Source organism: Rhizobium sp. 22-785-1 (genome assembly GCF_053521965.1).
In genome coordinates this window covers 528,595-549,579 of record NZ_JBNWDI010000002.1, presented here as the reverse complement: position 1 = coordinate 549,579, position 20,985 = coordinate 528,595, and the positions used below count along the sequence as shown (strand labels likewise).

Sequence of the window (20,985 nt, the reverse complement as noted above, 5' to 3'; positions counted from 1 at the left end):
TTGGCCGCTCAAATGGTTCGGACGCCGCCACCCACAGAGGTTGGCGGCGTTTTTGTTTGTCTTAGCCAGCGAAGCCGCCTTCATCGAGAAAGACACGTTCTTCAGCTGTCGTCTTGCGAAGCAGGATGTCGTTGCGATGTGGGAAGCGGCCGAAACGCTGGACAATGTCGCGATGTTCAATGGCAAAGGGCACGTAGCGTTCGCCCAGAGGCTCGCACATTTTACAACAAAGCTCCTGATCGGCCAGGTCTTCCGAATGCATGAAAGGCAGGTAGAAGAAGATCCGTAATTCGGGATCGATCGCCACATCATGACCGCGCGAAATGGCATCGCGGGCATAATGCAGCGCCAGCGGATCGGTCGCATACATATGCGCCGTATCGCGGAAGCAGTTGCGGGGAAACTGATCGAGGAGAAGCAGCAGCGCAAGGCTGCTTTCCGGCGCATCTAGCCAGTCGGTCAATTCCTGACGGGCCGCCGCAAAGTGCAGATCGTGAAAGCGGGCGTGGAAGGAACTGTCGAAATGGGCGTTCTTCTCAAACCATTTTTCCGGGCCGGCCTCGTTCCAGAAGGACAGGACTTCGGCGGCTGGTGTGGGTATCGCGATTTCTGTCATCTCAGTTCCTCAATGTCTCGGTCTCTGCTGGCGCGCATCTACGCTATCAGTAGTGCGGCGGCTTGGTTATGGCTGGCGCGTCGAGCGACTGCTCCTCAAGGCTCAAGAACCGCTCGGTGAGACGATCGAGCTTCGCACGGGTCTGCTCGACGACCTTCCACTGCTCAGCCAACTGATCGGACAGTTCCTCGATCGTCTTGGCCTGGTATGCCACCGTCTCTTCCAAAGCGATGATCCGCGCTTCGTTGTGATCTGCCATGAAGACCTCCGTTTTCACTCACGCTGCTTTCGCAGTTTTATAAAGGATAAACAAGACAAAGGCCGGACACATGGTGCCCGGCCAGTGATGGTATGCTGTAAAGCGTGAGACTATATCAGCCTTCGTCCTGGAAAACCTCTTCGCGCTTCTTCTTGACGCTCGGCAGAAAGACGACAACGAGGACCAGAAGGGCGATCAGAAGCAGCGTGGCGCTGATCGGCCTGGTGACGAAGGTGCTTGGATCGCCACGCGACAGGATCATCGCACGCCGCAGGTTCTCTTCCAGGAGCGGCCCAAGCACGAAGCCGAGCAGCAGCGGTGCAGGCTCGCAGCGCAGTTTTACCAAGGCGTACCCGATGAAGCCGAAGAAGGCGACGGCATAGAGATCGAAGACGTTGGAGTTGACGCTGTAAACCCCGATGGCGCAGAAGGCCATGATGATCGGGAAGAGCACGTAGTAAGGGATCGTCAGAAGCTTCACCCAGAGCCCGATGAGCGGGAGGTTCAACACCACCAGCATCAGGTTGCCGATCCACATGGAGGCGATGATGCCCCAGAAGAGCGCCGGCTGCTCGGTCGCAACATTCGGACCGGGAACGATGCCCTGGATGATCATCGCGCCGACCATCAGCGCCATGACCGGGTTGGCAGGAATGCCAAGTGTCAGGAGCGGGATGAAGGAGGTCTGAGCACCGGCATTGTTGGCCGATTCCGGACCTGCGACACCGGCGATTGCGCCGTGGCCGAATTCTTCCGGGTTCTTCGAGACGCGCTTTTCCACCGTATAGGAGGCGAAGGCCGCGAGAATGGCACCACCGCCCGGCAGGATGCCCAGCGCCGAGCCGATAACAGTTCCGCGCAGGACGGGCGCAACCATCTTCTTGAAGTCATCCTTGGTGGGCAGAAGGCCGGAAACCTTGGCCATCAGCACGGTACGGGTCTTTTCGTCTTCCAGATTACGCAGGATTTCGGCAATACCGAAGACACCGACGGCAACCGCAACGAAGTTCAGGCCATCGGCATATTCGCGAATGCCAAGCGTGAAGCGCGGCGTGCCGCTATAGATGTCGGTACCGACGAGGCCTAGCAGCAGGCCGAGGACGACCATGGCAAGCGCCTTGACGATGGAGCCGTGCGCCAGCGCAATAGATGACACGAGACCGACGACCATCAGCGAGAAATATTCCGCCGCACCGAATTCGAGCGCGATCGCCGTCAGGGGTGGAGCGAAGACTGCGACGAGAAAGGTCGCGACCGTGCCGGCAAAGAAGGAGCCGATGGCAGCAATTGCAAGAGCTGCGCCCGCCTTTCCCTTGCGCGCCATCTGGTAGCCGTCGATGGCCGTCACGGCGGAGGAAGATTCACCCGGCATGTTGATCAGGATAGCCGTGGTCGAGCCGCCATATTGCGCGCCGTAATAGATGCCGGCGAGCATGATCAGCGAGGAAACGGGCTCCAGCTGGAAAGTGATCGGCAGCAGCATGGCGATTGTTGCGGTGGCGCCGATACCCGGCAGAACGCCGATGAGCGTTCCGAGCAGTACGCCGATCAGGCAGAAGAACAGGTTATGAAGCGTTGAGGCCGTGTAAAAGCCAAGCGCCAGATTATCGAAGAGTTCCATGACGCGACCTCAGAAGTTGAGCCAAGGGCCGAAGCGCTGGAAAGGCAGGCCAAGACCGTAATCGAAGACGAGAACCGAAAAGACCGTGATCGCAGCGGAGAGCAGGACGGCCATCATTGGTTTCATCTTGTGCGATGCAAACGAGGCGATTAGAGCGCTGAGGAACAGCGACGGCACGAAACCCAGCCCACGCACCGTCAGGCCGAAGAAGATCGGTGCTGGCAGGATGAAAAAGATGCCGCGCCAAGCAATGGAGGTCATCGGCTCGTTTGCAACCTTGCCGGCGCGAAGAAAAATGACGCCGCCGAGCAATATGAGGATCAAGGACAGGGCAAGCGGGAAATAGCCCGGCCCCATGCGGAATGTCGTTCCCAGATCAAGATCATAGGCTTGCCAGGCAAAGAAGATGCCGAGGCAGATGAAAATTGCGCCGCAGATGGCTTCTGTGGCATCGAAACTGACTGATTTCATGGCCGTCCCCGCCTGTGCATCAGTGCCGTCTTTGGCCCGATGTCTGTAGAGTTCGATGAGGTCTTTAAGGATCGATGTCGTTTTCAAGCGGATGCCGGGGAGGACATCGGTCATCCCCGGCCTCAGGCAGGATTAGTCGGCGTATTGGCCAGCGGATTCGATGACCGGCTTCCAGCGTGCGATTTCGCTTTCGAGCTTTGCCTTTAGCGCGGCAGGCGTTGCATCCGTTTCTGGAGAAGGCGTTGTACCAAGCTCGGCAAAGCGTGCGGCAACATTCTGATCCTTCAGTGCCACCTGAAGCGACTTGGAGAGACGCTCATTCACAGCGGCAGGCGTGCCCTTCGGCGTGTAGATGCCGTGCCAGATGCCAACTTCGAAGTTGGGCAGGCCCGCTTCCGTTGCCGTCGGGACGTCTGGCAGAACGCTGAGGCGCGCCGGTGTCGTGACCGCGTAAGCCTTCACGGTGCCGCCCTGGATCTGCTTTGTGGTGTTGGTGGTCTGGTCGCACATGATGTCGACCTGGCCGCCAAGAAGGTCGGTCATTGCCGGGCCCGTACCCTTGTAGGGAACAGTCACAAGCGGCGTTTGAATTGCGCTCATGAACAGCATGCCGCACAGATGAGAGGCAGCGCCGATGCCGGCATTGGCGACGGTAACCGTATCCTTGTTTGCCTTGGCGTAATCGATCAGGCCCTTCAGGTCCTTGGTCTCAAGGTTCTTGCGCGAGAGGATCGTCATCGGGACTTCGGTCACGAGGCCGACATAGTCGAAGGCGTCGAGTGTCTTGTAGGCCAGCTTGCGATAAAGCGTGTCGCTGGTCGCCATACCAATGTGATGCAGAAGGATGGTGTAGCCGTCCGGATCAGCGGATGCCACGCGACCTGCACCGAGCGTTCCGCCTGCGCCGCCGACATTTTCGACGATGATCTGCTGGCCGAGATCCTTGGACATGGATTCAGCAACGAGGCGTGCCACGGTATCCGTCGGACCACCCGCGGAGAATGGCACGACCATGGTGATGTTGCGGCCAGGATAATCCTGTGCGGCTGCGGAAAGCGCAAAGAGCGATACGGCGGCGGCAGCAACTGCACCCGTGACGGATTTCAGAAGTTTCATCTTTTCCTCCCGATGAATATGGCCTCAGCAACGAAACGCACTCCTCTGCGCTCGCCGGGGTAGGTTCATTTGCAGTCGAGATCGCGCGTCACGCAATTGAGGGAGGAAAACAAATCTTTAAAAGAGTGTCGGCTAACGGTCCGAATGGGTGGAATCCGAAACATTGGTGTCGTGACGTGGGTGGATTTCTACCCATGACGATAAGAAGAGAGTAAACTCAGGAGTTCGTCATGTCTTCGTCGATGGGAGCGTTCTTGGTCAAAGCGTATTTCTGCATCTTTTCATAGAGCGTCTTGCGCGATATTCCGAGCGTCTCATAGACGGCTTTCAGATTGCCTTTATGGGTCGCGATTGTTCTTGCGATGATGCCCTTTTCGAATTCTGCTACCTTGGCGGAAAGACCGTGACCCCCAAGTGGATCGCTTTGCGATCCTTCGCCGGAACGACCATCAAGGCCAAGAACGAACCGGTCAGCTTCGTTTCTCAGCTCACGGACATTGCCCGGCCACTCACGCATAGGAAGCGATGAAATGATGGTGGACGGGACCTCCATGTCGTCGCGCCCGTAGCGCGCGGCGGCTTCTCTCACCAAGTGTAGGAAAAGCAGGGGAATATCGCTTTGCCGTTGCGCCAGTGACGGGACATGGATGGTCGCGACATTCAACCGATAAAGCAAATCCTGCCGGAAGCGCCCGGCAAGTGCTTCCTGCGCAAGGTCCGTCTTGCTGGTGGCTATGAAGCGGACATCGAGCTCTACTGTCTCGTTGGAGCCGAGGCGTGTGATGGTGCGCTCCTGAAGGACGCGCAGCAGCTTGCCCTGCATATCGGACGGCATGGAGCCAATCTCGTCGAGAAGTATGGTGCCACCACGCGCATGCTCGAACTTGCCGTAGCGGGCTCTGAGTGCCCCTGGAAAGGCACCCGCTTCATGACCGAAGAGTTCGCTTTCGATCAAATGCTGCGGCAGAGCCGCGCAGTTGATGGCAACGAAGGGACGGTCGGCACGCGCACTGATATCGTGCAGCGCCCGCGCCACGACCTCCTTGCCCGCACCGGTATCGCCAATGATCAAAGTATCGGCATCGGCAGCTCCTATGGCGCGGATGCGGTAGCGCAGATCAACCATGGCTTGAGTGCGTCCGGGCAGGCGCGTTTCCAGGTCGTCGCGCTTTCCTGCAACGGCGCGCAGGCGGCGATTTTCCAGCACAAGCGAGCGCCGATCCATGGCGCGTTTGATGATGCTGGCGAGATACTGGATACTGAAGGGCTTTTCGATAAAGTCATAGGCGCCGTTGCGCATGGCGCTCACCGCAAGCTGCACGTCGCCGTGACCGGTGACGAGGATGACGGGAATTTCGGCATCCAACTCCCGAACCTTTTGCAACAGGCTCATGCCATCGATACCCGGCATGCGGATGTCGCTGACGATCACGCCATCGAAGCTATAGCCGATCAGTTCGAAGACATGATCGGCATTGTCGATGGTGATGACATCCAGCCCCGCAAGTTCCAGCGCCTGAGCAGTGGAAAGGCGCAAATCCTCTTCATCGTCAATCAGCAATACGCGGGACAGGCTCATTCCGCGGCAATCTCCATCGGTGTTTCGGCGTCGAGTTCAATATCGAAACGCGCGCCGCCGTTCTCAAGGTTGGTGACGATCAGCCGTCCGCCGAAATCCTTGACGATATTATAGGAGATCGACAAGCCGAGACCGAGACCCTTGCCGACGCCTTTGGTGGAAAAGAACGGGTCGAAGATACGCTCCATGATCGCAGGCGGCACGCCGGGACCGTGATCGCGCACGGAAACGATGACCTTGCCCTCGCTCTTGTGTGCGGTGAGATCGATACGTCTGTCGTCTAGACCCTCGACCGCATCGGCGGCATTGGAGATGATGTTGACCAGCACCTGCTGCAGGCGCACCGGCCCGGCCTTGACGAAGAGTGTCTCCGGTCCAAGGGACACATGCAATTGCGCATCTGCCGCCTTTAGCCGGGCGCTGACGATTTCCAGCGTATCAGCCACCACCATATCCAGCGGAACAGGTCCCACATGCTCGTTGGGTTTGCGGGCGAAGTTGCGCAAATGCTTGCTGATCGAAGCCATCCTGTCGATCAGGGCGGAGATACGCGACAGGTTGGAGCTTGCCTCCTCCACGCGTCCGCGTTCGATCAAGAGCGAGGCGCTTTCGGCATAGGTCTTTGCTGCCGCGAGCGGCTGGTTGAATTCGTGCGAGAGGGCCGCCGACATCTGACCAAGGGCTGCAAGCTTGCCCGCCTGGATCAGATCCTTCTGGGTCTTGCGCAATTGCTTTTCGGTCTGTCGACGCTCGGCGATCTCGCGCTTGATGTCGCAGTTCATCCGCGCCAGATCGGCAGTGCGTTCCTCCACGCGACGCTCCAGCTCGGCCTGGGCCTCCGCCTGATGCACGAGGCGGTCCTGCAAGCGCCTTCGTCTTTGCAGCATGGCCGCGAGCAAAGCGCCGGCGAGGCCAAGGCAAAGCAGGGCGGCCAGCAGCATAGTCTGCACCTGTGTCCGCACCGAACCGGTATCCATCAGCACATTTACGGTCCAGCCTGCTTCCGGCATGGGCTGGGAGAGAACGAGATATTCCCGGTCCTGCTGCCCTTCGCGGACCGCCATCAAGCGATGACTGCCGAAAGTCCCTTCAGTCACCGGCAGCTGGCTGAGCTTGGCGTCCGCATAGCGGCGGGAGGCTTCGGTTCGGGCAATTCTGTCCGGCGTCAGCGGCAAGATTGCCGAATAGAGCCACTGCGGCACCCCGGTCATGAAGATGATGCCTTCCGGATCGGTGACGACGATGCGGTTTTCGCCGGTGCCGAAGGAGGCTTCAATGCCTTCGATATCCACCTTGAAGACAATGACGCCTTTGATGACATCGTTGAACAGAATGGGCGAGGCAAAATAATAGCCGCGCTTGTGCGACGTGGTGCCAAGTGCAAAGAAGCGCGATTGCAGGCCCTTGGCGGCATCCTGGAAATACGGTCGATAGCTGAAATTTTGCCCGATGAAGCTCGCGGGGCCGTCATAGTTGCTGGCGGCGATTGTTTCACCGTCCAGCGTCATGATGTAGATGTCGGAGGATTTAAGAAGGTCGTTGATCGACTTCAGATAGATATTGGCGCGCTCTCTGAGACGCTGGTCTTCGGGATGCGCAACCAGCTCTTCGATGTCATCGTGATCGGCCATCAATGCCGGCAACGGCTCGTACCGGTTGAGATGCCCGCCAAGGGCGGAGACGGCGAGGCGTAAAGTTGTTCCGCCCTGTTCGGCAGCCTCGTTGAGGTAGCTTTCCGCCAGCAGTTCGCGTCCCTTGGTGAAGGCGAAGCCGCACAGAGCCAGGCAAAGCAGAAGGATGCCAACCCGCCGATATCTCACTCAAACCCCTCCACATGGCACATCCCGAAAATCTGCCCTCCTATTGAGGATAGTATGTGTGGGTGAACTATTTTCCAAGCGGCATTGCGAAGACACGACAAGGTAACAAAAAAGCCGACCCAAAGGCCGGCTCGTTCGTCATGCAAGTGTATCAGGAAGCGCTGATTATGCGCTTTCCTTCGGCGTCAAAACCTGACGGCCGCGGTACATGCCTGTCTTCAGGTCGATGTGGTGCGGGCGACGCAGTTCGCCGGAGTTCTTGTCTTCGACGTATGTTGCTGCCTTGAGGGCGTCTGCCGAACGGCGCATACCGCGCTTGGACGGGCTCGTTTTTCTTTTAGGAACTGCCATTTGTGTTACTCCACTGAAGCGGCGAAACACGGGAACCAGCCAAACCTTAGGCCGAATGTCGCATGTCTCGATATCGGAAATTTGGCGCGCTTATACATGCCTCATGGGGCTTTGACCAGCCCTGACACGCATTTTTTCGAGAGATACCGATATGCAATCGAAAATCGGCATCCTTGGGCGACATCCTTATCAGACGGGATTGAAGACAAGCAACTCCTCAAAGTGGTTCATGTCGGCAAATGCACAGAAGGCTGGTGGACGCATTTCGATGACCGGTGCCGCCGCTCGCAATTCGTCGAGGCAGTCATCCAGCATTACCTGCCACCGGGGCAGGCTATCCGGCTCAAACCAGCGGCGAGTATAGGCGAATGTGATGTGGAATTCGTAAGTCTCGTGGTCTGGGTGACGATAACCAAAGGCATCGGCAAATGCATCCCGCCATGTGGCGATTATCCTGTCGTCTTCAACGCTCGCACCTGTCAGCCGCAAACCAAGCGGCGTGACGCAGGTTGCCTGCATGTGGAAGGCTGGCAGCTTTGGAAAGTCTGCAAGGCGCTCCAGATAAAAAGCCGTCATCGCGTCGATCGCGCTGTCTTGCGGCATCTCCTTGGGCCAGTAAGGCCAGGAGCGGCGATGCTCGATGATGCCCTGAAACACCGTCATATGCAGGCTGGAGACGGGCGTGAAGGCAAGGTGTGTGTCAGCTTTCGGCATATCGAGAAGCCGCTGACGGGCGGCAATGATCGCCTTTTGAGATTGCGACCCTTCGACCAGATGGCAGACAACCGTGTTGCCCGGCTCGGGCAGAAATTCTCCTTCCGGAGAATAGCGCGTTCCCAGATGGCGGGGTGGTGTCGTCTGATAGGTTGTCGAGAACTTGGCAAGCGTTGGTGAAACGAGCGGGGCGTGCATGGGAAGGCTCCTTGTTAGAAGCCTTCACCTACGCTTCATGCGCGACAGGCGCGTGACATCCGAACCGCTGCACACTTTTACGCGGATCATGCTTTAGTGCGCCTCATCCCAGTTATCGGCAGCGCGTGCGTCCACCTGCAACGGCACCTTCATATCGATGGCGGGCATTGCGGCGTTTTCCATTATGGACACCACAACCGGCAGCGTTTTTTCGATCTCGCCGTCTTCAACCTCGAAGATCAGTTCGTCATGCACCTGAAGCAGCATGCGGGCCGAAAGCTTCGCCTGTTCCAGCGCGGGCTCCATGCGGATCATTGCGCGGCGAATGATATCGGCAGCAGAGCCCTGGATTGGCGCATTGATTGCGGCCCGTTCGTTGAACGCTCTGACCGAGGGGTTTGAAGACTTGATTTCCGGATAATGGATACGACGACCGAAGATGGTTTCAACATAGCCATGCTCGCGGGCATAGGCCTTGGTGTTTTCCATGTAGTCGCGAATGCCGGGGAAACGCTCGAAATACTTCTTGATGTACTCACCCGCCTCCGAGCGACCGATGCTGAGCTGATTGGCAAGACCGAAGGAAGAAATGCCATAAATGATGCCGAAATTGATCGCCTTGGCGCGGCGACGCACCTCAGACGGCATGCCTTCCACCGGGACACCGAACATTTCCGATGCCGTCATAGCATGAATATCGATGCCGTTCTCGAAGGCATTTCTCAACTGCGGGATATCGGCGACATGCGCGAGCACGCGCAATTCGATCTGACTATAGTCGGCCGAAAGAAGCTTGTTGCCGGGCGTGGAAACGAAGGCCGTCCTGATCTTGCGGCCCTCGGCGGTGCGTACCGGAATGTTCTGAAGGTTGGGTTCCGAAGAGGATAGACGCCCAGTCGTCGTTGATGCCAGAGAATAGGAGGTATGCACCCGTTTGGTATCGGCATGAATGTAACCCGGCAGCGCATCCGTATAGGTGGATTTGAGCTTGGTCAGCTGGCGCCAGTCGACGATCTTGCGCGGCAGTTCCATACCTTCGGCGGCGAGGTCTTCCAGCACGGAGGCGGAGGTAGACCATTGCCCGGTCTTGGTCTTGGAACCGCCGGGCAGACCCATCTTGCCGAACAGGATATCGCCAAGCTGCTTGGGCGAACCGATATTGAATTTCTCGCCGGCAAGCTCGTAAACGTCTTCCTCGAAGGCAGCGGCCTTCTGGGCCAGTTCGCCGGAAAGCCGCGACAGGATCTGTCGGTCAACAGAAATGCCGCGCTCTTCCATATGGGCCAGAACCGGCACCAGCGGTCGCTCCAGCCGCTCGTAGACGCTCGTTAGACGATCAGCGACGAGGCGGGGTTTCAGCACCATCCAGAGCCTGAGCGTTACGTCGGCATCTTCGGCAGCATAGGCGGTGGCCTTGTCGATATCGACGAAGTCGAAAGTCACGCCGGATTTCCCGGAACCTGCAACGTCCTTGTAGGCAATCGGCTTGTGGCCCAGCCAGCGCTCGGAAAGCGCATCCATGCCATGCGCGCCCTTGCCAGCCTCCAAGACGTAGGAGAGCAGCATAGTATCGTCGTAGCTCTGCATCACGATGCCGAGGCGCTTGACGAGCAGGTAATCATATTTGAGGTTTTGCGCGACCTTCAGAACCGCCGGATCTTCGAGCAGGTCTTTCAGCCGTGAAAGCGCCAGGTCGAAAGGGATTTGGTCGGGGGCCAGCTTGATGCCGTCGCTGAAGAGATCGCCGCCGGAGCCCGTCTTGTGGGTCAAGGGAACATAGGCTGCGATGATGTCCGTACCGCTGGCATTCTTGCTGTTATCGGCAATCGCAAGCGAGAAGCCGACCAACTCCGCCATCATCGGATCAAGCGAGGTCGTCTCGGTATCGAAGGCAACCACGCCCGTCTCTCGCGCCATGGCGACCCATCGATCCAGTTCCTCGATGCTGCGGATGGTCTGGTAAGCGGTCGTATCGATCTTGGCGGCGGCGAATATGGTTTCGCGCGCCGAGGCAAGCGCCTGCGGCGTATCGCCTTCTGCTTTGGAGAGAACGGCGCCGACATCGGACACGGACTCTTCGCCAAGCGGAACGGATGCAGCATCCGGCGCATCCGTGATAGCATCGAGATCAGGACCATGGGCCTCCGCGCCGCGCTCCACCGGAACATGCGCGGGTTCTATCGCGGCGGCATCGGCGCCGGTCGCTTCCGCCACGCGGCGTGTCAGCGTGGTAAACTCCATCGCCTTCAGAAAGGCGATGAGCTTCGGGCCATCCTGCGGCTCAAGGGTCAGCGCATCCAGCGCAAGCTCCAGCGGCACGTCGGTCCTGAGCGAAACGAGCTGACGGGAGAGGCGGGCCAGTTCCGCATTGGCGATGATGTTTTCCCGGCGCTTTTGTTGCTTGATTTCGCCCGCGCGCTCCAGCAGCGTATCGAGGTTGCCATATTCCTCCAGCAATTGCGCCGCCGTCTTCGGCCCGATGCCGGGAATGCCCGGAATATTATCGGTGGAATCGCCGGTCATCGCCTGCAAGTCGATCATCTTTTCCGGGGCCACGCCCCATTTTTCGATGACGTCCGGCACGCCGATCTGCTTGTCCTTCATCGCGTCGTACATATGCACATTGGGCGTGACGAGCTGCATCAGGTCCTTATCGGAGGAAATGATGGTGACATCCGCACCGATCGCTTCCGCCTGGCGGGCATAGGTGGCGATGATATCATCGGCCTCGAAACCTTCGGTCTCGATGCAGGGCAGGTTGAAGGCGCGGGTCGCATGGCGGATCAGGCCGAATTGCGGAACGAGATCTTCCGGCGGTGCTGAGCGATTGGCCTTGTAGAGGTCGTAGAGCTCATTGCGGAAGGTCTTGGACGAGTAATCGAAGATCACCGCGAAATGCGTTGGCGTCACCCCCACATCGGTGTTGCGCGCATCCTTCAACAGCTTCCACAGCATGTTGCAGAAGCCGGATACAGCATTGACCGGCAATCCATCGGACTTGCGGTTGAGCGGGGGGATGGCATGGAAAGCGCGGAAAATGAAACCGGAGCCGTCCACGAGGAAGAGATGATCGCCTTTTTTCATGGGAAGCATGGATAGCGCGAGACGGCAAAAAGGTCTATCGTCGCCCTCAAGTACCCAGCAAGTTTCTTCCACGGTCTCGCGAGGTTCTTGATGCATACAACATCTACCACAACGGCCTTGCTCGTTTCGATCGTCCTGATGGCGGGTGTTGCTGCAACATCCTGGTTCTTGGGTGATGCCGCCTCATTGACAGTGGCAAAGACGGCCATCGTTCCCCTTTACCTGCTGGCGACCAAAGGTCTGCGCACGTATTTTCCCGATAATCCCGAAGTGAATACAAATATGTGGGAAGTGGCAAAGTTTCAGTTCGCAGACGCAGCACTCCTGGCCGGCTTTGTCGTCATCATCGTCGCTCGTGCCGATAGTGCCGCGGCCCGCATGGTGATGGATTTTATTTGGATCACGGCTCTGATTGGTGGTGCGCTGACAGGCATCACCTGGCTTCAGCAAAAGCCCAGAAATAACGCCAAATAATCTCACCGGAACGTTACCGATTTGTAATCCGTTCTTCCCTTGAAAAGCCGCATTTGCCGCCTCATTTCTTAGAGGACGGCGACTGATCACGCCGTAGTCTGATAGCTGGCTCGTCCCCCGCCGCGTCAGACCGGACAAAGGCCTTTCCCCCTCTCCGGGCCTTTGTCCCTCAATATGGCCGCCATGACCGTCCCCTCCCGGTCATGGCGGTTTTCTTTTGCGCGTCCTCCTGGCTCGCGCATGCCTCGCGAAAGCATGCCGCTGTACATCGTACGATATGTAAATGATCCGGACGATCTGCCCGATGGGATTTTCTCGACAGGACTCGGTAGCCTATCTTGCGGCGCAACTGGCAAAAGGTTTTTCGCTTGCGCTGCAAAGACGCACAGCAGAGCTTGGGTTCTCGCCTGGCCAGTTTCCCGTTCTGCTGGAACTGTGGAAGGAGGACAGGTTGACGCAGCGCCAGTTGCTCGACCGGGTCGACATAGAGCAGGCGACGCTGGCCAATACTCTCGCGCGCATGCAGCGCGATGGCCTTGTCGAGCGAAAGCCCCATCCCACTGATCGCCGCTCGCAGATCATCATGCTGACGCAAGCGGGGGCCGCTTTGGAAGAGGCGGCGATCGCCGCTTCGAACGAAACGGAAGAGGCGCTGCTCAAGGACCTTTTGAAGTTCGAGCGGCAATTGCTGCTCGAATATATGTCGCGGGCCATTGAGGCGGCCAAATCCGAAAGATGATATTTTCCGGCTCGAAACTGCTGGTCAATTGCTCTATCGTGCCGCCATCTTGTGCATGGGCGCCATGATCTGACTTGGATGATCGCGACGCCAGATGCGCAGATTTCCAGAAGGTGGAGCGCAGTTGGAAGACCTATGGCGCGCCCGACATGACAGGATCATGCAATGACAGATATTTCCCCCGTTCTCTCGGCAGTTGACGACAATCTTCCCTCCAGCCTTGAGAGACTTTTCGAACTCGTTCGCATCAAGTCCATCTCCACCGATCCGGCCTACAAGGCGGAGTGCCGCAAGGCGGCCGAATGGCTGGTGCGCGATCTGACCAGCATCGGCTTCGACGCTTCCATTCGTGACACCGCAGGCCATCCCATGGTCGTCGCGCATCATGATGGAGCAACAGCCGACGCGCCGCATGTGCTGTTTTACGGCCACTACGATGTTCAGCCTGTCGATCCGATCGATCTATGGCAGGATGATCCCTTCGATGCCAAGTTGAAGGATATCGGCGGCGGTCGTCAGGTGATTTCGGGTCGCGGCACATCAGACGACAAGGGCCAGTTGATGACCTTTGTCGAAGCGTGTCGCGCCTATAAGCAGACCAGCGGTTCGCTGCCGATCCGCGTCACCATTCTCTTCGAAGGCGAAGAGGAATCCGGCTCGCCCTCGCTAAAACCGTTTCTGGACGCCAACTCAGGCGAGCTGAAAGCCGATTACGCTCTGGTCTGCGATACCAGCATGTGGGACCACGAAACGCCCGCAATTGCTGCGGCCCTTCGTGGGCTCGTCGGCGAGGAAATCGTCATCACCGCTGCCGATCGCGACCTGCATTCCGGCCTCTTCGGCGGTGCTGCCGCCAACCCGATCCATATTCTGACCGACATTCTCGCCGGGCTGCATGATGAAACGGGTCGCGTGACATTGCCCGGCTTTTATGATGGCGTGGAGGAAACCCCTGCCAACATCAAGGCTTCGTGGGACAGTCTCGGCCGCACGGCAGAATCCTTCCTCGGCGAAGTTGGTCTTTCCGTTCCGGCTGGAGAAAAAGGACGTTCTGTCCTCGAGCTGACTTGGGCGCGCCCGACGGCGGAAGTGAACGGCATCACTGGCGGTTATACAGGCGAAGGCTTCAAGACCGTTATCGCCGCAAAATCCTCTGCAAAGGTGTCCTTCCGCCTTGTCGGCCATCAGGATCCAGCCGCAATCCGCGAGAGCTTCCGCGCCTATGTACGTTCTAAGATTCCGGCAGATTGCTCGGTCGAATTCCACGAACATGGCGGCTCGCCAGCCATCCATCTCTCGTACGACTCGCCAGCCTTGACCAAGGCGAAGTCGGCGCTGTCGGATGAATGGGCAAAGCCTGCCGTGGTCATCGGCATGGGTGGATCGATCCCGATTGTTGGCGACTTCCAGAAGATGCTCGGCATGGATTCGCTGATGATTGGCTTCGGCCTCACCGACGACCGCATTCACTCGCCCAATGAGAAGTACGAGCTCAAGTCTTTCCACAAGGGAACGCGCTCATGGGTGCGGATCCTATCGGCATTAAGCGCCAAATAATCGAATGGGAGACAGACAGTGCCGCCTTTGGCGGCACTGATCCTCGGGGGGTAGACCCAGAAAAGCAAAAAGGCCGGGCAAGCCCGACCTTTCATTTCCGTTTATGCGATCAGTGCCAGTACATCCGTGGTCAAAGTGCAAAAACGGTTTTGTGTCTCAGCACGGCGCCAGCATATTTACTGTCGCTCATGTCTTCCCTTTCATCATTGCGCGCTTTGGTTAATTTTTCATTAACGGGCTGCAACGCGGCGGCTCATCAAAGCCTCATCGGGAACTGCCGAAACACTGATGTACCTTATATTGGTTGGCATGATCTCTTTTACAAGGACAAGGGCCCATTATTCGTCAGATGCCTTTAAAACGCAAAAAGCCGAGACGCGAGATCTCGGCTTTTCAACTGACAGACTGGTCAAACCAGCCAAATCATGATCAGGCAGCGACGAGGCTGTCTGCAGACATCTTGCCAGAACGACGGTCCTGAACGAGTTCGTAGGAGATCTTCTGACCGTCCTTCAGACCGCTCATGCCAGCGCGCTCGACTGCAGAGATGTGTACGAACACGTCCTGTGCGCCGTCGTCAGGCTGAATGAAGCCGTAGCCCTTGGTTGCGTTGAACCACTTAACTGTACCAGTAGCCATAACGAGTTCCTTCCGTTGGCGTATTACTTTTGCACTGAAAGCCAGCGCGGTTTTGGTCGAATTTGAAGGAAAGAAAGATCGTCTGAGCGTCTTTGGGACGCCGAAGCTCTGGTCGTCAAACAAATATCGATGCGAGAGAAGTAGGGCGGGTGAACGAATAAGTCAAGTTTCCCCTCAACACCGTTTCACGACAAATCTCACGGGCAAATTTCAATAGAGCGCGTCGCGTTGTCCTGCATCAAAAGGCATCGCGCTCGCGGTTGTTGTGAGGCCGAGGGATCTGCGAGCATACCCCGGATACTGAGATGATGAAATGAAGGGAGCTTCTGCCATCAAGGCAATAAAAAACCCGGCGCGGGAGGAGGTGCGCCGGGTTTTTAAAACTGACTGACAACTGGGAGGAGGAGTGCTGTCAGTCCAATCGGGCGACGCTGGGAGGAGGAGTGCGTCGCTTCGATGCTTGTAAGATACAGGAGTTCCCGTCCGAAAACAGACATATCATTGCAGCGCAGCATTGCGTTTTGCGCATAGCTATGAGGCGTCCTCTTGCCTCCATGGCCGGGTGCGCCTAAAGATTGCGCATGAGCCTTCGTTCCGTCCAAGACTATTTCGCGACCCATGCTCCAGATATTGAGGTTCTGGAGACCGAAGCCAGTTCTGCCACCGTGGCACTTGCCTCGGAAGCGCATGGCGTCGATCCGGATCAGATAGCCAAGACGATCTGCGTTAGGGCGGGAGAAACCATTCTCCTCGTCGTCACCGCTGGTATGAAGCGTCTGGACAACCGGAAATTCAGGGATCGCTTCTCCGCCAAGCCTCGCATGCCGGATGCGCAAGAGGTGGTCGAGGTAACGAGCCATCCAGTCGGTGGCGTTTGTCCTTTTGGCTTGCCTTCCGATTTACCGGTCTATTGCGATGTGTCACTGAAGGATTATGCCGAGGTCGTGCCTGCGGCAGGTGCGATTAACGCGGCGGTGCGGATTTCGCCAGAGCGCCTGGTGAGCTTGACCAAGGCCGAGTGGGTCGACGTCTGCCAGTGACCCCCGTTCGCGGTGACGCCAAAGTGAAGCCGGTTGCGCCTTAACGCCACCTTAAATCGCCGCATTTAAGCTTCAACGGGATTCACCTTCGGTGTCACGCGATGTCCGGCGCGACATTAGTTATCATGGAGCAGTTTCTCACAGATGGCCGGTAGCGGAAAATCACGCCAGAGAGTCGAACCTTCTTTTGGGGATTTTCATGATTCCGGCGATGATCTGCGTCTCGATGCCAGTGATCGGGTTGCCGGCACCAATGCGGGTAGCCGAAAGTCAGGTCCCTCCGATGCGCCGCCGCCTAAAAAGCGCGGAACGAAGCCGTCGAAATCGAAATCGAAATCGAGGCGAGAAACGCGTGAGCGCGGCGGGATCACCGGCTTTTTCCGGCGGATCATCTATTGGTGCATCGTGCTCGGAATCTGGGGCGGTATCGCGGTCGCCGGTGTCGTCATTTATTATGGCGCACGCATGCCGAACGCCAGCACTTGGGCCATTCCAGAGCGCCCGCCGAACCTGAAAATTGTCGCGGTTGACGGCACAATCCTGGCCAACAGAGGCACGACAGGCGGCGAGGCTTTGGCGCTCGAAGATATGTCGCCCTATATCCCGCAGGCGGTGATTGCGATCGAAGATCGCCGATTCTACTCGCACTTCGGTGTCGATCCGCTCGGCCTCGGGCGCGCAGTGGTCACCAATCTTCTGCATGGTCGCACGGTTCAGGGCGGCTCGACCCTGACGCAGCAATTGGCCAAGAACCTCTTCCTCTCTCCGGAGCAGACGCTGGAGCGCAAGATCCAGGAAGCGCTTCTCGCCATCTGGCTGGAGCAGAAATACACCAAGGATCAGATTCTGGCGATGTATCTGAACCGCGTCTATTTCGGTTCGAACGCCTATGGCGTCGAGGCCGCCTCGCGCCGATACTTCAACAAATCGGCGCGTGACGTGAACCTCGGCGAAGCGGCGATGCTAGCGGGATTGTTGAAAGCGCCCTCGCGCCTGTCTCCTGCGCGTGATCCGCAGGCGGCGGAAGAACGGGCGCAGGTGGTGCTGCAATCCATGCGCGATGTCGGTTTCATCTCCGAAGACGAGATCAAGACCGCCATGTCGCAGCCACCCACCAAGGCCAAGCGCTTCTGGTCGGGTGCCGAGCACTATGCGGCCGATATGGTCATGGATGAGGTCAAAAGCCTGATCGGCGACGTGAAGCAGGATCTGACGATTGATACGACCATCGATCTCAATCTTGAGAAGGATGCCGAGAAGGCGCTGAACGATGTACTGAAGAGCGAAGGCAAGAAGCTCGGTGCTTCGCAGGCGGCGCTCGTCTCGATGGACGGGGCAGGTGCCGTGCGCGCCGTCGTCGGCGGTGCAGATTATGCCGAAAGCCAGTTCAATCGTGCCACCAAGGCCAAACGCCAGCCAGGCTCCGCCTTCAAGCCCTTCGTCTATATCGCCGCGCTTGAATCCGGGCTGACACCGAACTCCGTGCGCAACGACGCGCCGGTCAGGATCGGAAACTGGACGCCGGAAAATTACGATCAGAAATATCGTGGCGAAGTGACGCTTGCGACCGCAATTGCCAATTCGCTCAACACGATTGCCGCGCAGCTCGTCATGGAGGTCGGACCCAACAAGGTTACGCAGGTGGCGCATCGCATGGGTATCGAATCCGACCTTCAGGCCAATGCCTCGATTGCGCTCGGCACGTCCGAAGTTTCGCTGCTGGAACTGACGTCTGCCTATGCGCCGATGATGAATGGCGGTTTCAAGGCAACGCCTCATATCGTCAAGCGTATCACCGATGCCGATGGCAAGGTTCTCTACGAAAACAAATACGACAACCCGCCCCGCGTTCTGGATGAGGGCATCGCCGCAACGATGAACGGCATGCTGACGGGCGTCATCAATGAGGGTACCGGCAAGGCTGCGCGTCTTAAAGGTTGGCAGGCAGCCGGTAAATCTGGCACGACCCAGTCTTTCCGCGATGCGCTTTTTGTCGGCTACACCAGCCAGCTAACCACCGGTGTCTGGTTCGGCAATGATGACGGCACGTCGATGAAGAAGGTAACGGGTGGTGGTCTGCCGGCCAAAGCCTGGAAGGAATTCATGACGGCAGCCCATAGCGGCCTGTCGCCATCGCCACTCTTTGGGCTTGGCGCTTATGGCGGCCAGGAAATCGGTCAGCCCATGGCGCAAAGCCCGCAAGCACCCGCGACGATCGGCGACATTATCTCCAATGCGTTGGGCGGTGGCTCTGCGCCCACGCCGGCGGAGTATCCGCCCGCACCCGTTGGTGCTGAACAGACCGCAGGCACGGTCCCGGCGCCGCCCTCCGAATATCCGCAACAAGCCTATCCACCACAGCAATCCGGTGGGCCGGTCCCGCCTGCAGATATCGGCGGCGGTGCTCAGCCACGACAAGGTGGACCGAAGCAGACGACCCTTCTCGATATTCTGATGGGCAATTGACGCCGGGGCAGCCGTTCGTCGCCAGTTTGGCTCGAGTCTGATGAGCGGGCTTCTCACGGATAATTGAGCCATGACGCTTTTTTACCTGCATAAGCCCAATCCCGTCGTAAAGATTGGATTCAGTCTTTTTTGATAATGTCCTGTTAGTCATACCTTTTGGTTATCAGGACGGGCCAGTTTTGCGCATGTCCCGATTTTGTTTTGCGTACGGGTTCACATGCTTCGATCGACAGTGCCAGCTTTTGTTCTCGCCTGCCTATCTCTCACAGGCTGTACCTCCAGTTCCGGGCCGGATGCCCTCATGGCGGGTTTGCCTTCGAAGGAAATAACGAGTTCCGTCACACCATCCGCACCGGTTCCGCAGGCAAGTGTCGGTGAAGCCAGCCAGAAAGTCGCTTTGAACAGGCAGCCGCATCAAGAGGTGCTCGCCTGGGGCGGGCCGATGCCAAGTGGTTCACCCGCCTTTGCAGCCGTCGACAAGCAGATGTCGACGCAGCAGCGTGCAGCACCTGTCATCGCGCCACCGGTCGTTCCCCAAGCTCGTGTGAATCTTCCACAAGACAGACCGGTCCAGCTTGCCATGGCAGGCAGTGTTGCCATGAGTGCGGGATCTTCGGCGCGCTCACGCGTGTTTCGTCCGGCCTTCTCGGATGCAAAGCCAATCAATTTTGGCAGGGTACAGCCGAAGCACTTTGAAGTTCACGGTGTCGATGTCTCGCGTTGGCAGGCGAATATCGACTGGGAACGTTTGAGAACACGCGGCGCCAACTTCGCCTTCATCAAGGCGACCGATGGCGGTGATCATCTGGACCCGATGTTCCGCACCAACTGGGAGCGGGCCAAGGCCGCAGGCGTTCGCCGTGGCGCATACCACTTCTTCTACTGGTGCCGCCCGGCAAGCCATCAGGCAGACTGGTTCATTCGCAACGTGCCGAGAGATCCAGATGCGCTGCCGCCGGTAATCGACGTGGAATATAACGGCGAGTCCTCCTGCAAGATGCGCCTCTCCCGCGCCCAGGTTCTGGAAAAGATGCAGGTCTTCATGGACAGGCTCGAGCGCCATTATGGCAAGCGCCCGATCATCTATACCGCGCCGGATTTCTACAAGGATCACCTGTCCGGCGAGTTGCGCGACTATCCCTTCTGGCTGCGTGCCGTCGCCCAGCATCCCTCGCGGGTCTACCCTGACCGCAAGTGGCTGTTCTGGCAGTATTCCGGCTCAGGCCTGTCCCATGGCGTCGAAGGCAAGATCGATCTCAATGTCTTTAACGGCAGAGAAGAAGACTGGCACCGTTGGATCGGCCGCGGCGGGAACGGCTGACGCCTATCTTGCAAATCTCCGCGCACCTGCAACGCAGGCCACCACGCCGAGCGTAACTACCAGCATGGTGAAGCTGATGGGCTCGCCCAGTAACGTGGCGGCAAGCAGCAGCGCAAAAAACGGTTGCAGCAGTTGCAGCTGGCCAACGGCTGCAATGCCACCCAAAGCTAGTCCGCGATACCAGAAAATGAAGCCGATCAGCATGCTGAACAGCGAGACGTACGCAAGCCCACCCCAGGCCGATGCGGCGATGCCACTCCATGTGGAGGGCATGGAGAAGAGCGCGAGTGGAAGCATGATCGGCAGCGAAATAACAAGCGCCCAGGAAATGACCTGCCACCCGCCAAGCCGCCGGGAGAGCGCGGCGCCTTCCGCATAGCCTAGCCCGCAGACGAGGATCGCTGCCACCATCAAAAGATCGCCGGTAAGATTGCCCTCGCCATTGAGGCTCAGAGCAAAGCCTGCGACGAGCAGGCTACCGAGGCCGGAGAATATCCAGAAGGCGAGGCGAGGGCGCTCTCCGCCGCGCAGAACGGCAAAAAGGGCGGTAGACAGCGGCAAAAGCCCGATGAACACTGTGGAGTGAGCAGAGGTGACCTGCTTCAGGGCCAGCGCAGTCAATAGCGGAAAGCCTACGACCACGCCGAGCGAGACGATGATGAGCGAGGACAGATCGCCTCGCGCCGGTTTCGCCTGCCGAAAGGTGAGGAGAAGGGCAGCCCCCAACATCCCTGCAATACTGGCGCGGGCAAGTGTCAGGAACAGTGGATCGAAACCTGTTACCGCCAGGCGCGTGGCCGGCAGAGATCCGCTGAAGATTATGATCCCGATAAAACCGCTCAACCAACCGCTCGATAATTTGTTCATGCATGGCGCTCCTTCTCAGTTTTTATGTCCGGAAAAGCCTGGCTCTGCCAGAA

At 58.1% G+C, this 20,985-nt stretch carries 19 protein-coding genes; 7 read left to right on the top strand and 12 right to left on the bottom strand.

Features of this window, described 5'->3' with window-relative positions; genetic code table 11:
- Positions 1-61: 61 nt before the first annotated feature.
- The 10 genes from ACQZ5M_RS07360 to polA form a co-directional block, all read right to left on the bottom strand.
- Positions 62-616, bottom strand: coding sequence for a DUF924 family protein (locus tag ACQZ5M_RS07360; protein ID WP_296105502.1), 555 nt, complete (start codon positions 614-616; stop codon positions 62-64).
- 46 nt (positions 617-662) lie between these two features.
- Positions 663-875 carry a SlyX family protein gene (locus ACQZ5M_RS07355; protein WP_062599116.1) on the bottom strand — a complete coding sequence of 71 codons (213 nt, stop codon included), beginning with the start codon at positions 873-875 and terminating at the stop codon, positions 663-665.
- Between the two features lie 115 nt (positions 876-990).
- Complete coding sequence (locus ACQZ5M_RS07350) at positions 991-2,496, bottom strand: tripartite tricarboxylate transporter permease (protein WP_296015781.1); 1,506 nt, start codon at positions 2,494-2,496, stop codon at positions 991-993.
- A gap of 9 nt (positions 2,497-2,505) precedes the next feature.
- Positions 2,506-2,967, bottom strand: a complete 462-nt coding sequence (locus ACQZ5M_RS07345; RefSeq protein ID WP_449079369.1) for a tripartite tricarboxylate transporter TctB family protein — start codon at positions 2,965-2,967, stop codon at positions 2,506-2,508.
- A gap of 132 nt (positions 2,968-3,099) precedes the next feature.
- Entirely contained in the window at positions 3,100-4,083 is a 984-nt protein-coding gene (locus ACQZ5M_RS07340; protein WP_296084690.1) for a tripartite tricarboxylate transporter substrate-binding protein, read from the bottom strand.
- 217 nt (positions 4,084-4,300) lie between these two features.
- Positions 4,301-5,662, bottom strand: a complete 1,362-nt coding sequence (locus tag ACQZ5M_RS07335) for a sigma-54-dependent transcriptional regulator (protein ID WP_449079340.1) — start codon at positions 5,660-5,662, stop codon at positions 4,301-4,303.
- A complete protein-coding gene (locus ACQZ5M_RS07330) occupies positions 5,659-7,482 on the bottom strand; it encodes a sensor histidine kinase (protein WP_449079339.1) in 1,824 nt (607 codons plus the stop codon). The genes ACQZ5M_RS07335 and ACQZ5M_RS07330 overlap by 4 nt, the downstream gene beginning before the upstream one ends.
- Positions 7,483-7,647: 165 nt before the next feature.
- Complete coding sequence (rpmF, locus tag ACQZ5M_RS07325) at positions 7,648-7,833, bottom strand: 50S ribosomal protein L32 (RefSeq protein ID WP_016556742.1); 186 nt, start codon at positions 7,831-7,833, stop codon at positions 7,648-7,650.
- 189 nt (positions 7,834-8,022) lie between these two features.
- Entirely contained in the window at positions 8,023-8,745 is a 723-nt protein-coding gene (locus tag ACQZ5M_RS07320; RefSeq protein WP_449079338.1) for a DUF1868 domain-containing protein, read from the bottom strand.
- Between the two features lie 93 nt (positions 8,746-8,838).
- Positions 8,839-11,829, bottom strand: a complete 2,991-nt coding sequence (gene polA / locus ACQZ5M_RS07315) for a DNA polymerase I (protein WP_296077993.1) — start codon at positions 11,827-11,829, stop codon at positions 8,839-8,841.
- Between the two features lie 90 nt (positions 11,830-11,919).
- On the opposite strand from polA, the gene ACQZ5M_RS07310 reads away from it, so the two are divergent.
- From ACQZ5M_RS07310 to ACQZ5M_RS07295, 4 genes are all read left to right on the top strand, one after another.
- On the top strand, positions 11,920-12,303 hold the full coding sequence (locus tag ACQZ5M_RS07310; RefSeq protein WP_449079337.1) for a hypothetical protein: 384 nt from the start codon (positions 11,920-11,922) through the stop codon (positions 12,301-12,303).
- A gap of 304 nt (positions 12,304-12,607) precedes the next feature.
- Positions 12,608-13,042, top strand: coding sequence for a MarR family winged helix-turn-helix transcriptional regulator (locus ACQZ5M_RS07305; protein ID WP_296077992.1), 435 nt, complete (start codon positions 12,608-12,610; stop codon positions 13,040-13,042).
- A 165-nt stretch (positions 13,043-13,207) separates the two neighbouring features.
- Positions 13,208-14,599, top strand: coding sequence for a M20/M25/M40 family metallo-hydrolase (locus ACQZ5M_RS07300; protein ID WP_296077984.1), 1,392 nt, complete (start codon positions 13,208-13,210; stop codon positions 14,597-14,599).
- Complete coding sequence (locus ACQZ5M_RS07295; RefSeq protein WP_449079336.1) at positions 14,563-14,958, top strand: hypothetical protein; 396 nt, start codon at positions 14,563-14,565, stop codon at positions 14,956-14,958. Before ACQZ5M_RS07300 ends, ACQZ5M_RS07295 begins: the two co-directional genes overlap by 37 nt.
- Positions 14,959-15,028: 70 nt before the next feature.
- On the opposite strand, the gene ACQZ5M_RS07290 is transcribed toward ACQZ5M_RS07295, so the two are convergent.
- Positions 15,029-15,238, bottom strand: coding sequence for a cold-shock protein (locus ACQZ5M_RS07290; protein WP_296015816.1), 210 nt, complete (start codon positions 15,236-15,238; stop codon positions 15,029-15,031).
- Between the two features lie 581 nt (positions 15,239-15,819).
- Between ACQZ5M_RS07290 and ACQZ5M_RS07285 the strand changes: the two genes are divergently transcribed.
- The 3 genes from ACQZ5M_RS07285 (at position 15,820) to ACQZ5M_RS07275 (ending at position 20,065) form a co-directional block, all read left to right on the top strand.
- Complete coding sequence (locus ACQZ5M_RS07285) at positions 15,820-16,278, top strand: YbaK/EbsC family protein (RefSeq protein ID WP_449079335.1); 459 nt, start codon at positions 15,820-15,822, stop codon at positions 16,276-16,278.
- Between the two features lie 144 nt (positions 16,279-16,422).
- Positions 16,423-18,744 carry a transglycosylase domain-containing protein gene (locus ACQZ5M_RS07280; protein ID WP_296041058.1) on the top strand — a complete coding sequence of 774 codons (2,322 nt, stop codon included), beginning with the start codon at positions 16,423-16,425 and terminating at the stop codon, positions 18,742-18,744.
- 217 nt (positions 18,745-18,961) lie between these two features.
- Positions 18,962-20,065, top strand: a complete 1,104-nt coding sequence (locus tag ACQZ5M_RS07275; protein WP_296041055.1) for a glycoside hydrolase family 25 protein — start codon at positions 18,962-18,964, stop codon at positions 20,063-20,065.
- A 3-nt stretch (positions 20,066-20,068) separates the two neighbouring features.
- Here ACQZ5M_RS07275 and ACQZ5M_RS07270 read toward each other — a convergent pair whose 3' ends face one another.
- The gene (locus ACQZ5M_RS07270; RefSeq protein ID WP_296077980.1) at positions 20,069-20,932 is read right to left on the bottom strand and encodes a DMT family transporter; all 864 of its coding nucleotides are present in this window, start codon (positions 20,930-20,932) and stop codon (positions 20,069-20,071) included.
- Between the last annotated feature and the right edge of the window lie 53 nt (positions 20,933-20,985).